Origin of the sequence: Pseudomonas sp. PvP028, assembly GCF_017832255.1 — a bacterium.
Taxonomy (GTDB): Bacteria; Pseudomonadota; Gammaproteobacteria; order Pseudomonadales; family Pseudomonadaceae; genus Aquipseudomonas; species Aquipseudomonas syringae.
The window spans coordinates 1,242,107-1,255,170 of sequence record NZ_JAFIBL010000001.1 but is presented as its reverse complement, the minus strand read 5'-3'; the positions used below and the strand labels follow the sequence as shown (position 1 = coordinate 1,255,170).

Sequence of the window (13,064 nt, the reverse complement as noted above, 5' to 3'; positions counted from 1 at the left end):
CACTTAGCTCAGATCGATCACACCGGTCATGGCCGTGAAATGGCTTTGCTTGTGCTGAACCCTGTCGAGAACCTGCGCAGGGGTCGACTCGCGGAAGACCACCATGTGCCCGACATCCTTGCCGCCCTCGGTCACGCGTTCGATATCGTTGATCATCCAGGTGGTCAGCTCTTCGGCAGTAATGCCCAGTTCGGTCGCTACGCGCTGGTGAAGGCGCTCGGCGTCGTATTGATTGAGTTGATCGCTGTTCATGGGGCTGGCTCCTTAAAGGGGTGTTAAGTTCAGTCCCCGCGAGGGCTCCACAGTTCAGTCGGGTTTGCGCGGGCTGCGAACGTCCAGTCGCCCGACAGGATCAGCTCAGGTCACCCCTCTCGGCCCGGGCAACAAGCTCATCCACGACACGTCTTACCTTCGGCTGCAGGTGCCGCGTCTGAGGCCAGACTGCGTGGATGGCCACGTCATCCGGGTGGTATTTCTCCAGGACGGGAACCAGCCTGCCATCCTTCAGATGATCGCGGATCAAAGAGCCGGGCATCTGACAGATCCCCTGACCGGCCGCAGCCATGGCAATGATCGCATCCCCGTCGCCGACCTCATGGGTACCCGGTGGAGTGATCCGCGCGAGCTCGCCGCTTTCATCCAGGACCGTCCAGCTTACCCGCTGGCCTCTACGATAGTTGACGATACAGCGGTGCTGCTGAAGGTCTTCGGGAGACTCCGGGTAGCCGTGCTTTTGAATGTAACGAGGCGCAGCGCAGATGATCTGCTTCTGTACAGCCAGGCGCCTCGCGACCAGGCCGCTTGTGTCTTTGAGCGCCCCGAATCGAATACTGAGATCGACACCCTCTTCGATCAGATCGATCACGCTATCGTTAAACGTCACCGTCAACTTGAGGCCGGGATTGGCTTCAAGGATATCCAGTAACACCGGAAGAACGACGCTACGTCCATAGGCGGCGGGCAGATCGATTCGCAGGCGCCCGCCAGGCGTCTTCTGGTTGCTCGTCAGAAATGCTTCAGCAGCGAGAACTTCATCCACGGCTAATGAGCAGCTTGCGAAGTAAGCCTCTCCGTCAACGGTGAGCCCCAAGCTGCGAGTGGATCGATGAAAAAGTTTGCAACCCAGCCTTTCTTCCAGCTTGGCGATGCTCTTGCCCACTGCTGATTTGGTTATGCCCAGCCGGTCGGCGGCTGAAGTAAAGCTTCCGGCTCTTGCCGCTGTAACGAAAATAACAACTCCGCTCAAAGCCTGTTCAACCTGAGGCATTGTCAACTCCAGCTCTACTCTGTGAGGACTGATTACGGGTTTATCGTAGCAAAGCTCTACCTTAGTCTGGTTACCAAGTTATTCAGAACAGATTGAGAGGCAGAAAAAGCAATGACCCATCAACACGTAGAACTTCTCGCAGCCTACTGGACTATTGCCGGTGACGTTTACCCGATGGGCCCTACAGAAGTGAGCCCTTTTTCCTTCAGAGATCGTATGGAGGCGGCGGGCCAGGCTGGCTTCAAGGGTATCGGCTTGGTGCACAACGGCATGATGGCGACGATGGATGAGATCGGTTACCCGGCGATGAAAACCATCCTGAAGCAGAACGGTATCGAGCATATTGAACTGGAATTCCTGGTGGACTGGTACCACTCAGGCGAGCGTCGACGCCAGTCAGACAAAGTTCGCCGAGAACTGCTCGAAGCAGCTGAAGCCTTGGGCGTTCGCTCAATCAAAATCGGCCCTGGGATAGGAGAAGACCTGACGGACATTGATCTCATGGTCAAGGAGTTCACTTTGCTCTGCCAGGAAGCTGCCGCGGTCGGTTCCAATATAGTCCTGGAAATCATGCCGTTCAGTAACGTGCGCACCATCGACACTGCCTTGGCGATTGTGGAAGGCGCTGATCAGCCCAATGGAGGTCTGCTACTCGATATCTGGCACCTGCAGCGTGGCGGTATCGACTTCAGTGAAATCGCCCGAATCCCGGCCCGGTTCATCAAGTCGGTCGAGCTAAACGATGCGCACAAGTACCCCATCGAGCCGCTGTGGATGGACACCATTCATAAACGTGTCCTGCCGGGCGATGGGACCTTCGACATCCAGGCTTTTATCAACGCGGTTCAAGCTGCAGGTTATGAGGGCCCGTGGGGGTTGGAAGTGCTGTCAGACACCCACCGCAAGCTTCCCCTTGAGGCCATGGCCAATCGAGCGTTTGAAAGCACTATGTGCCTGTTCAGTCAGTGATAGGCGCGACGTCCCAGTCTTCGTCGCCTCACTTCGATCATCAACCATGGAGCACGTCATGAGCCATCTACAGATAATTTGCCTTGCCGCTTTCCTGTCGGCAGGTCTCTCAGGGTGTTTTGACACATCGAATAAAGATCAGGGCACTACACAAAATCCCGACAATGGTTCTTCTATCCAGATGAAGAAGCACTGATTGCGCGAATCCAGGAATCTTTGGCCACTCACGCAGCCTTTGCCTGGGCAAGTAGCTCGATTACGGTTGGAGTGATGCCTGATCCCAGCCGTATTCTTCCTCAACACTAACGGCTGCCGCGTAACGACGTACTTCAAACCCGCCGCTTATTGCACCTTCGTCGGGTAAGGCCCACTGCTATCAAGAGACCGCATTACTGGCGTCACACCACAGCTGGTGGGCACCGACGGCAGCGAAACGCTCAGAGCCGGCGCTGGCCGCGGCACAGTCGAAGCGGGTGCGGGCAATGATCGGTTATTCGGCGGCGCAGGCGGGGACACCCTGAGCGGCGGCGCGGGTGCCGACACCTTCGTGTATACCCAGCTCAGCGACAGCTATCGCAACGATGCCAGTGGCAGCTACAGCCCACCGACTTCAATGGCAACGGCCATGACATGATCGACGTGTCCGCACTGGGCTTCACCGGGCTGGGTAACGGCTACGACGGTACGCTGAAGGTGGTTCTCAACCTCGCCGGCGATGCCACCGCACTTAAATCATTAGAAGCCGATGCCAACGGTAACCGCTTTGAAATTCTGCTCAGTGGCAACCATGCCAATGAGCTCAACGCCAGCACTGAGGGCAACGCCGTTGACCTCGTGAACTGACAGCGCCTGAACCGCTCGCCTCACCTTTAGTTGCCTGCTTTCGTGCCAGACACGAAAGCCCACTGAAACCTGGAACAGGCGCTCCCATTTCGGCTGATGCAACACGCCAACGTAAATAACTGACTGCAAAACACCTCAAAACGTTGCGCAGTCGCCAAAATTATAAATAAAACTAACTAATTCTTGGCAATACAAACCTTTTAACCCAGACTTTGCGGGCATTCAAACGCTTGTTGGTGGTCTGAAAGCTACTCGATATAAGGAAATAAAATGGCGATGGTCTTCTGTCGTGGCTGCGCAAAGGAAATACATGAAACGGCACTCAACTGCCCGCAATGTGGCGCCAGTCAGGTCTCCGCAACTCCCGCGAAACAGCTACAACAGACCGGTTCCCCGTGGATGGCTATCGTCTCTCTGGTGCTGGGCATCCTCTGCTCGCTGGCGCTGTTCGACGATGGTGAATGGGATCTGGATACCGTCGTCGGGCTCGGCATGTGCTCGATAGCCGGACTGGTTCTGGGCGTCATCAGCATCAACAAAAAGTTGCCTGGAAACGGAATAGCGATAGCAGGCACTGTCTTGTCAGCAGTATCGCTGCTGATATTTTTTGGATTAATAGCTAACTGATTTAGGGAAGAATGAGATGGTATTTTGTCGTGGTTGTGCAAAGGAAATCAGTGATGACGCTGGTACGTGTCCGCACTGCGGGGCTCCGCAGTTGGTTATTTCGCCAGCCAGTGCGAGCACCGATAACCCGCCTGCGTGGAGCTGGTATACAGAAGTTCTGAAAAAATACGCGGTGTTCACGGGCAGGGCACGCAGAAAAGAATACTGGATGTTCTTTCTGTTCAACATCTTGATCTCGATTGTCCTCGGCTTTATCGGCGGGTTGATCGGGGATGGCGGCATTATCGCTAACCTTTACTCCCTGGCCGTGTTGGTCCCAGGTATCGCGGTGGGTGTTCGCAGGTTGCACGACACGGATCGCAGTGGCTGGTGGCTGCTGGTACCGATTGCCAACCTTGTGTTCCTGATTCAGGAAGGTCATCCAGGACCTAACCGTTTTGGGCCAAGTCCTAAATAAAGCCCGTGTGAAGATGTGGTCGTCCGGCCACGTCTTCACAGGCTTTTCGCTGCCGCGCAGCGAATAGACGGAACCACTGTTTACTGCGTCAGCAAATAGGCCAATCAAAACCTCCCTCGAGCTTGCAGCGGATAGACCAAAATCGCTGTTGATTCTGCGCTCGTGAAATCGCATTTTCTGAAAATAACCGGAAGCCCGGGCAATCCGGCTTATCGTGTCACTACAGCGTATTGGAAGCCACCGCGCCTCTGAGGAAAATAGGCTGAACTTGTAACGGGTATGATCTCTCTCAATAACTACGCACACCTGTTTATAAGGAAAACACCATGTCCAAACTCGCAGAATTCCGCCAGCTGGAAAAACATCTCGCCGAGCAACTCCAGGCACTGGAAGCAATGAAAGGCGACCAAGGGCTCAAGAAGGAGATCGAGTTCGAAACCAAGCTGCGCAAGCTGCTTGAGCAATATGGTTTCAGCCTGAAGCACATCATCAATCTGCTGGACCCACAGAGCTCTTCCCGTGGCCAGACCGTTGAAAAACCTGCGGGCAAACGCAAACCGCGTGAACTCAAGGTTTATAAGAACCCGAAAACCGGTGAAGTGATCGAGACCAAGGGTGGGAATCACAAGATTCTGAAAGAATGGAAGGCCGAACATGGTTCCGATGTTGTTGAGGGTTGGCTGAAGAAGTAAAGCCTTGCCTGTCGATTGATTCAGGGCGTCGACTCTTCACCGTTGGCGCTGTTGAACAGCCGACGCCGGGAACGATCCGCGGCGGCTGTTCGTCTGACCTGTATCGACTCACTGAAAAGGTACAGCGCAATGGACAAGACGATCACTGTGGACCAACTGGCTTCCACTGACCTCAGATCAGTCAACGAAATATGGCTCGGCGGTACTCATACCGAGCTATGTCTGTGGCGTGGCAAACAAGTCCCTACCCACGACATGCTCAGCGAGGGCACCCACGATCAGAACGCCCGGCGCCTGTGCCTGCAACTGGTCGACCCCGACGATAAGGCTGCAGTAGCCAACGTCGAAGCACTCGTTCGCGATAGATTGGAAAGAATGGGGAGCCAGGGCGAGTTTTATCCGGCTGAGAATGCGGACACTCACCAGTAATCACTTTGATTACACGCGATTCCTTAGGCCCTTAGGCTGCCTTGCCAGACTGTAGCTTTGTGACGCAGAGCGTCACGAGCTGCATGCCAACGCGGAGCATTGGCACGATGGTCATCTGCAATTGCAGAGTTGCTCCGCCCGCAAACGCTATCCCTTCAAAAACCTTCCCAAGTCCTCAATCAAACTTGGGCCCTTGGGCTGCCATCCCAAGCGCTCGCGTGTCTTGTGATTCAGGCTGCTCATGTCCTTGGCCACAAATGTCGACAGCCAGCCAAAGTGTGCGGCGGCTTCATGGGCGGGCATTGCCAACGTGGGCAGGCCGAGATGTTCTCCGACGGTTTCGGCAATCAGGCGGAAAGTAATGCCTGATTCGGCCGTCGCGTGATAACGAGCCCCAGGCTGATGTTTCTCCAGAGCCAGACGATACAGGCGCGCCGTGTCTTCAAGATGCGCTGCAGACCACTGATTGAGGCCTTGGTCGATATAGGCCGAGCAGCCTTTTTCCTGCGCCTGTTTGATGACTTCGCTGACCAAGCCTTGTTTGGCCGGGTTATGAATCTGCGAGAGTCGCATCACGACTATGTTGACGCCGCGTTGCAACAGCGCCTGCCCGGCGAGTTCCGATGCGACGCGAGGGTTGGGGTGCGCCGGGTCGAAATGATCTTCGTCTGCGGACTGCCCAGGTGCTGACGAGCCCATCGCCGTGCTGGAGGTGATAACCAGTGGTCGCTCGGAGCCTGCCAGTGCAGAACCCAATGCGTCGATGACGCGAGCGTCTTTCTGGCAGTTGGCGACGAAGTGCGCGAAGTTGTGATCAAACGCCGTGTGAATCACCGCGTCGCACTGCTCTACGCCACGCTGAAGGCCGGACAGGTCTTCGATATCACCGCGATGCGGTTCGGCTCCCATGGCAAGCAGAGCTTGAGCCCCCTCTTGCGAACGTGTCAGACCTACTACCTGATGGCCTGCGTTGATCAGTTCCCCAGTGACGCGAGTGCCAATAAAGCCTGTGGCGCCGGTTATAAATACGCGCATAGTCAAATCTCTCTTTGCTGAAGTCGGCAGAGTGCGCGTAACGTTTATCCCGTAAAAGACGTGACGTTATCAGGGTATAAAAACCAACAGGATCATCATGGCCAACCCGCTTGGAACGTATTTGAAGGACTGTCGGGCGCGTCTGGACCCTGCGAGTCTGGGGCTTTCCACCACGCGTCGACGCACGCCAGGCTTGCGTCGTGAAGAAGTTGCCCAGCGCGCCAATATCAGCGCGACGTGGTACACGTGGCTGGAACAAGGGCGCGGTGGCGCGCCTTCTGCTCAGGTTCTGGACCGGATCGCGCAAAGTCTCCTGATGACCGAGCCCGAGCGGCAACACCTGTTCATGCTCGCTTTTGGTCACCTGCCCGAAGTGGTCTACAGCGCGCCCGAAGGCGTATCGCCGCGCTTGCAGCGCATTCTGGATACGCTCGCGTTCAGCCCTGCTTTTATCAAGACTGCCACTTGGGATGTTCTGGCCTGGAACAACGCTGCGGCAGCTGTATTTACTGACTACAGCCTGCTGCCCGTAGAGCAGCGCAACATCCTGCGCCTGATGTTTTGCAACGCTGGCACGCGTGCAAAGCAGGACGACTGGCAGGCCGTCGCGCGCTTTATCGTCGCCGCATTCAGAGCCGACGCGACCCGTGCCGGTGCTGCCTCGGAACTCCGCGAACTTGCTGACGAACTCTGCACGCTCAGCGCCGATTTTGCTGCGTTGTGGCGCGACAACGATGTGCGTTCACAGGGCGAAGGCACCAAGCGCCTGCGGCATCCGGTTCATGGGCTGATTGAACTGGAGTATTCGGGGTTCGCAGTGGATGGCCGGCCCGATCTGTCGATGATTGTTTATAACCCGGTCACCGAGGATGACGCGGCGCGGGTTCAGGCGCTGGTGGAGGGTTACATACAGCGTTAATGCGGCTTTAGAACCATCAGGCTTTTCTGCTACCAGATCGCCCTCCCGCCCGAAAGATCGAACCGCCATTCCATCACGTACTCGAAAGTGTGTGACCTCAAAAAACCAACCCTTTCCCGCCATTTGGCAACGCCGTATTGAAGCCCCCCGGTACCGCCGAACAGGTATCGACTCACAACGCTCCGGACCTCGCCAGATGGTCAATCCGCATTCAAAAAGAGTAACCCTATGAGACCCCAGACTTCCTTCATCTTCGACCTGGACGGCACGCTGACCGACAGCGTTTATCAAAACGTCGCCGCCTGGAAAGAAGCGCTGGATGCAGAAAAGATCCCGCTTGCGATGTGGCGTATTCACCGCAAGATCGGCATGAGCGGCGGGCTGATGTTGAAATCACTGTCGCGTGAAACCGGCTTGAACATCAGCGAAGAACAAGCCGAACGGCTCAGCGAGAAACATGCTCAGGCTTACGAGCGGCTGCAAGGACAGATCATCGCCTTGCCCGGCGCCGTCGAGTTGCTGGAGACGCTCGACAAGGAAAACCTCAAGTGGTGCATCGCCACCAGCGGCGGGATCGATACGGCGACGATCAACCTCAAAGCGCTGAAACTGGACATCAACAAGATCAACATCGTTACGCGCGATGACGTGAGCTACGGCAAGCCTGACCCCGACCTGTTCCTGGCGGCTGCAAAGAAGATAAACGCTCCGATCGACGAGTGTCTGGTGATCGGCGATGCGATCTGGGACATGCTGGCGGCGCGTCGCTGTAAGGCAACCGGCGTCGGCCTGCTGTCGGGTGGCTACGACATTGTCGAACTTGAGCGTGCTGGCGCGTTGAGGGTGTATGAAGACCCGCTGGATCTGCTGAATCATCTGGACGAGATTGCTTCGCGGCCTTGAATGATGCCGGGTAGGTAAATGAAGTAATTACTTACCTACACGCTCCCGATTATCAGGTTCATCATGGCTGCCTTAACGCGATGCCGCCGTCATTGACCGTGGCGTTGTCAGCCCATAATGTACGGACATGCGCCGCAGCCTGCGGTGCGCGTCATCGCCAAGGAGAAGGCAATGCCCGTCAGCCTGCATATGGATCAGCTCGCTACAGCCCTTTTTGATATTCCTAATCCGCCATGAGCCAACCCGCGTTTGTTAATCCCAGCATCCTCACGTGGTCCCGCGAGCGTGCAGGCTTGTCTGCCGCACAGGTCGCCAGAAAGCTTCCGGTGAAACCTGAGCGGGTCGTGGAATGGGAAGCGGGTGAGGCGAAACCGACTTTTCTTCAGGCGCAAAAGTGGGCGAGCGTCGCGCACGTTCCATTTGGCTTCCTTTTCCTTCTGCAACCGCCTGTTGAGCTGCTCCCGCTGCCAGACCTTCGCACGGTCGGCAACTTGGCCCCCCTGCGGCCAAGTCTGGAGCTTCTGGATACTATGAAAGATGCCATTCGAAAGCAGGACTGGTATCTGGAGTATCTCCACAACCATGAGCAAAAGCCGCTTTCGTTCGTAGGCCGCTTTGACAGCCGATCGGCTGTGAAGGCGGTTGTGGACGATATTCGCCGGACCCTCGACGTCGATCCAGAAAAATCCCGTCTCGATCATGACAGGTACAGCCGTGCTTTGATCGATGCCGCAGAAGCGGCCGGTGTGCTTGTGATGCGCAGCGGTATTGCGCTGGGCAATACCCATCGCAAACTGGAAGTCAGCGAGTTTCGGGGCTTCGCCATCAGCAATCCGCTGGCACCTTTGGTATTTATCAACAGCTCTGATGCTCCAACGGCTCGCTTGTTCACATTGATGCATGAGCTTGCACATATCTGGATTGGCAGCAGTGGTGTCTCTGACGCAGGCACTGCCAACGGCCGAGAGGACGAGCGTTTCTGCAATGCGGTAGCCGGAGAGTTTCTTGTTCCCGAAGCACTTTTTCGTACCCTGTGGGATACCGCTGTGGAATGGGAAAGCAATCTAGCCCAGCTTGCTACGCGATTCCACGTCAGCAAACTCGTTATAGGTCGCCGAGCCCTCGACCTGGGCTTTGTAACGCAAGAGCAGTACGGAACGTATTACCAAAGGGTACTGAAAGCATTTCAGGAGGAGAAAGGCGGTGCCGGTAATTACTACCGGAATGCAACTGCCAAAAACAGCACCCGTCTTAGCAGAGCCGTCCTGATCGAGGCCATGAGTGGACGAATGCTGTTGCGTGAAGCAGGCAACTTGCTCGGCATACAGCCTGCCAAGTTGAGAACGCTGGCGCAGACAGTAACGCTGTGAAGTATTTTCTCGACTCCAATACGCTGATTGAAGCCAAGAACCGTTACTACGGCATGAGAATATGCCCGGCATACTGGCAATGGTTGTTGCTTCAAAATCAGGCTTTTTCTTTAGCGAGCATAGAGCCTGTCAAAGATGAACTCACCAAAGGCCATGATGAACTGGCCGTGTGGACGATCGATAATTCGAGCTTCTTTTGGGGCGTTTCGGATGAAGATACCCAAACCGCTTTTGTGAAGGTTGTAACGTTAGTCGCTCAAGCCCAGGGTATGAAGACAGGGGCAATGGAAGAGTTTTTAAGGGGCGCTGATCCATGGCTGATCGCCAAAGCTCTGACCTCTGGAGCTACTGTCGTTACCCATGAAGTACGCAATATGGATGCAAGGCGGAAATTCATCATCCCCAACCTCTGTGAACAGCTCAACGTCCCTTACATGAACACGTTTGAGCTGTTACACCACCTCAGCGCCATATTTGTGCTCCCTCAGCCCGGCAGAGTGCCGCCGCCCTCATCCGAGACGCTGTCGGCGTCGTCCACTTCCAGCTCACCTTCATCGTAAGTCTCGTCGTGTTCCGTACGCTTCTTCACCTCGTCGCCTTTTTTCGGGCCGACACCGGGTCTGTTCGCGTTCATGGCGAGGACCGGGTCTGCTTCGCGGTCGTACTGGCCGAGTTGCGGGCTGGCGGGGTCTTCTTTGGGCACGCTGTCTGTGAGTATGTGATCGGTTGTCATGTCAGCCACCTTTTTCGTTTGCCAAAGAAAGTGGACGTGGCATCGGGCTGAGGGTTCGATTCAATCGATGAGCGTGGCTGCGCTCAGCCGCCAAACGATGCGTAGTGCAAGGGCAGGCCGGTGGTGAATTTGATCTGTTCCATGGCGAAGCTGGAGCTCACGTCGCTGATGCCGGGGATGCTGATCAGTTGCTTGTACACCTCGTCGTACCCTGCGATGTCGGCCACCACGATGCGCAGCATGTAGTCGGTGTCGCCTGCCATGCGGTAGCACTCGACCACTTCAGGCAGCTCGCCGACGGCGGCGTGAAACTGTTCGAGCCAGGCGGCGTTGTGCTGGTTGGTGCGGATGGCGGCGAAGACGCTGACTGACACGTTCAGCCGTTGCGGATTGAGCAGCGCGACCCGGCGGTCGATGATGCCGGCCTCTTCCAGCTTTTGGATACGTCGCCAGCACGCGGTACTGCCTAGGCCGATACGCTCGGCGATGTCCGCCACCGAACGGGTGCAGTCGGTTTGCAGGATGTCGAGGATTGCCCGGTCGAATTTGTCCATTAGCGGTTTCCTGCGTTAGTCGCTCCATACTGATCGTGAGGAACGATGGCGTCTGGCTGCGATTCTGCGTCTGAAGCAGTATCCTAGAATTTTTAATCGTAAAAATCCAAGTAAAAGCGAATAATTTTTCGCATTGGATGTCCATGCCCGTGCAAATATCAATAATTTTTCGCGTGCGGATCAGTAATCTTTCAAGCAGTCGGTCTGGTTATGCCAGCCCTTGATTTTGACTCGATTACAAAGCGAATTGCCCATGACCACTTCTGCGCTCTATCTGGATTACGCCGCCACCACACCTGTCGATGAGCAGGTCATCGAAGCCATGGTTGCCTGCATGGGGCGCGAAGGTCATTTCGGTAATCCGGCTTCCAGCGGGCACGGTTATGGGCAGGTGGCGCGGCAGGCCGTTGAACAGGCACGCGCGCAGGTGGCCGATGCGGTGGGTGCGCCTGTCGACACCATTGTCTGGACCTCCGGCGCTACCGAGTCCAACAACCTGGCGATCAAGGGCATCGCCCAGGATGCCAGCGCGCAACGCCGCCACATCATCACCAGCGTCCTGGAACACAAGGCCGTGCTCGACACCGTCAGCACGCTGGAGCGTCAGGGTTTTCCCGTCACCTGGCTGAAACCGGACGCCCAAGGCCTGATCCAGCCTCACGCGGTACAGGCTGCCTTGCGCGAAGACACGCTGCTGGTGTCGCTGATGCTGGTGAACAATGAGCTGGGTACACTGACCGATATCGCCAGCATCGGCGCCTTGGTGCGCGAGCACGGTGCGCTGTTTCATGTGGACGCTGCGCAGGGCGTCGGCAAGGTGAAGGTCGATCTGTCGAGTCTGGCCGTCGACCTGATGTCGTTCTCGGCGCACAAGGCCTACGGCCCCAAGGGCATTGGCGCCCTGTACGTGGGCCCGCGTGCGCATTCACTGTTGAAAGCGCAGATCCACGGCGGCGGACATGAAGGCGGCTTTCGTTCGGGCACGTTGGCCACCCATCAGATCGTCGGCATGGGGACAGCCTTTGCCTTGGCGATCAGCCAGGCCGAAACCGAAAACCGTCGTATCGAAGCGCTGAGTCGTCACCTGCGCGAAGGCCTGTTGAGTCTGCCGGATGTGCAACTCAATGGCTGTCCGCAACAACGCATACCGCACACCCTGAACCTGTGCATCACCCGCAGCGGCTTCACCAGCGCCCAGTTGTCCCACAGCCTGGCGTTGTCCTCGACGTCCGCGTGCAATTCGGCCAGCAATGCACCCTCGCATGTGCTGCTTGCTCTGGGCATGGACTCCGCCAAGGCCCTGGCCAGCGTGCGCGTCAGCCTTGGCCGCTACACCACGCAGGCAGATGTCGAACGCGCCATTGAGGTGTTCAGCAAGGCGCTCAGCGCACCTGCTGCGTTCTGGTAACTCACGACACCTACAAGCCGCCCGAATCACGGGCTGCCCTCTCCCGACGCACCCGCGCCAATCTGCCGAGTTGATACCCGCCTGGGTCAGCGACTGCGCCTTGCAGCCGCAAATACTCGTCTCCAGATGAAAATGTACCCCTCCGGATACAAAAAGACACAAATTGGCACAGTTCTTTCTAGTGGAACGGTCGTGCCATAAACCAATGGTGCGCGCTGCATTCATGGGGTGCCTACACGCACCAAAGTGCAGTTAACGGACGTCAGAGCGTCCATAAACAGTGCAGGGGGCAGACCACAAGTCTCGCTTCCCGCCAGGAAAGGAATCTAGCTGTGCCCTATCAGTCTTGCGTCAGACCACCGTTACGTTGGCAATCCACACCTTGGGCATCACCTGCCTCAAGCGATGCCTGCACGGTCGCTTCACCCTTGTCCCGATCTGCGCGTTGTTATTCGACGGCCCTGCACGTCTGGACTTAAGACATTTCGCGTGTGCCTTAGTGTTCTGGTGATGAATCAGGATCGTGTGCGCCCGTGCGCGTAATAAGTACGCACGGAGTTGTTTTTAATTAAAAGACGGTCGACCTATAAAGAGTGTCCGACACTTTGTTTTAAGTGGTTTCATTTTGCCATCACCCATGGAATGGCTTTTATTTCAACAACGCTAACTGTCCACACAACCGCGTACCTGTACGGAGCATTGTTTTATGAAGCGCTGATCAACTAACGCACCAACGTGATCCTAGTGACACAGTATTGGTGCATCAAACAAAGTGACTTGCAGGTCATGATTTTCGAACGCGTCTGCTCAAGCAGAGGGTCATTGTTTGCCTGTTTTTTTGTTCGAGGTTTTATTCAT

At 56.2% G+C, this 13,064-nt stretch carries 15 protein-coding genes and 1 pseudogene; 11 read left to right on the top strand and 5 right to left on the bottom strand.

The window, feature by feature from the left end; genetic code table 11:
- Positions 1-3: 3 nt before the first annotated feature.
- Positions 4-252, bottom strand: coding sequence for a hypothetical protein (locus tag JOE34_RS05635; protein ID WP_010408162.1), 249 nt, complete (start codon positions 250-252; stop codon positions 4-6).
- 100 nt (positions 253-352) lie between these two features.
- Positions 353-1,267 (bottom strand): LysR family transcriptional regulator, encoded by a 915-nt coding sequence (locus JOE34_RS05630; RefSeq protein ID WP_003425731.1) that lies wholly within the window; start codon positions 1,265-1,267, stop codon positions 353-355.
- A 111-nt stretch (positions 1,268-1,378) separates the two neighbouring features.
- On the opposite strand from JOE34_RS05630, the gene JOE34_RS05625 reads away from it, so the two are divergent.
- From JOE34_RS05625 to JOE34_RS05600, 6 genes and pseudogenes are all read left to right on the top strand, one after another.
- A complete protein-coding gene (locus JOE34_RS05625) occupies positions 1,379-2,236 on the top strand; it encodes a sugar phosphate isomerase/epimerase family protein (protein WP_209995206.1) in 858 nt (285 codons plus the stop codon).
- A gap of 406 nt (positions 2,237-2,642) precedes the next feature.
- Positions 2,643-3,049 (top strand): annotated as a pseudogene (locus JOE34_RS26105) (calcium-binding protein); the annotation flags it as partial.
- 300 nt (positions 3,050-3,349) lie between these two features.
- Positions 3,350-3,706, top strand: coding sequence for a DUF4190 domain-containing protein (locus JOE34_RS05615; protein WP_003318145.1), 357 nt, complete (start codon positions 3,350-3,352; stop codon positions 3,704-3,706).
- Positions 3,707-3,722: 16 nt separating this feature from the next.
- Positions 3,723-4,163 (top strand): DUF805 domain-containing protein, encoded by a 441-nt coding sequence (locus JOE34_RS05610; protein ID WP_003437268.1) that lies wholly within the window; start codon positions 3,723-3,725, stop codon positions 4,161-4,163.
- A gap of 326 nt (positions 4,164-4,489) precedes the next feature.
- A complete protein-coding gene (locus JOE34_RS05605; protein WP_003318143.1) occupies positions 4,490-4,855 on the top strand; it encodes a histone-like nucleoid-structuring protein, MvaT/MvaU family in 366 nt (121 codons plus the stop codon).
- 129 nt (positions 4,856-4,984) lie between these two features.
- Positions 4,985-5,284 carry a hypothetical protein gene (locus JOE34_RS05600; protein WP_004403637.1) on the top strand — a complete coding sequence of 100 codons (300 nt, stop codon included), beginning with the start codon at positions 4,985-4,987 and terminating at the stop codon, positions 5,282-5,284.
- Positions 5,285-5,431: 147 nt separating this feature from the next.
- Here the strand turns inward: JOE34_RS05600 and JOE34_RS05595 are convergent, their stop codons facing one another.
- Positions 5,432-6,319, bottom strand: a complete 888-nt coding sequence (locus tag JOE34_RS05595; RefSeq protein WP_010408188.1) for an SDR family oxidoreductase — start codon at positions 6,317-6,319, stop codon at positions 5,432-5,434.
- Between the two features lie 97 nt (positions 6,320-6,416).
- Between JOE34_RS05595 and JOE34_RS05590 the strand changes: the two genes are divergently transcribed.
- The 4 genes from JOE34_RS05590 to JOE34_RS05575 all read left to right on the top strand — a co-directional run bounded on the left by JOE34_RS05590 (position 6,417) and on the right by JOE34_RS05575 (position 10,071).
- Entirely contained in the window at positions 6,417-7,238 is an 822-nt protein-coding gene (locus JOE34_RS05590; protein WP_010408189.1) for a helix-turn-helix transcriptional regulator, read from the top strand.
- Between the two features lie 228 nt (positions 7,239-7,466).
- The gene (locus JOE34_RS05585) at positions 7,467-8,141 is read left to right on the top strand and encodes an HAD family hydrolase (protein WP_209995204.1); all 675 of its coding nucleotides are present in this window, start codon (positions 7,467-7,469) and stop codon (positions 8,139-8,141) included.
- 233 nt (positions 8,142-8,374) lie between these two features.
- Positions 8,375-9,511, top strand: a complete 1,137-nt coding sequence (locus tag JOE34_RS05580; RefSeq protein WP_209995202.1) for an XRE family transcriptional regulator — start codon at positions 8,375-8,377, stop codon at positions 9,509-9,511.
- Complete coding sequence (locus tag JOE34_RS05575) at positions 9,508-10,071, top strand: DUF4411 family protein (protein WP_080341364.1); 564 nt, start codon at positions 9,508-9,510, stop codon at positions 10,069-10,071. Before JOE34_RS05580 ends, JOE34_RS05575 begins: the two co-directional genes overlap by 4 nt.
- Here the strand turns inward: JOE34_RS05575 and JOE34_RS05570 are convergent.
- A complete protein-coding gene (locus JOE34_RS05570; protein ID WP_003339994.1) occupies positions 9,996-10,244 on the bottom strand; it encodes a hypothetical protein in 249 nt (82 codons plus the stop codon). The genes JOE34_RS05575 and JOE34_RS05570 overlap by 76 nt on opposite strands.
- An 83-nt stretch (positions 10,245-10,327) precedes the next feature.
- Positions 10,328-10,798 (bottom strand): Lrp/AsnC family transcriptional regulator, encoded by a 471-nt coding sequence (locus JOE34_RS05565; RefSeq protein WP_003339996.1) that lies wholly within the window; start codon positions 10,796-10,798, stop codon positions 10,328-10,330.
- A gap of 253 nt (positions 10,799-11,051) precedes the next feature.
- On the opposite strand from JOE34_RS05565, the gene JOE34_RS05560 reads away from it, so the two are divergent.
- A complete protein-coding gene (locus tag JOE34_RS05560; protein WP_046266607.1) occupies positions 11,052-12,206 on the top strand; it encodes an aminotransferase class V-fold PLP-dependent enzyme in 1,155 nt (384 codons plus the stop codon).
- The last annotated feature ends 858 nt before the right edge of the window (positions 12,207-13,064 follow it).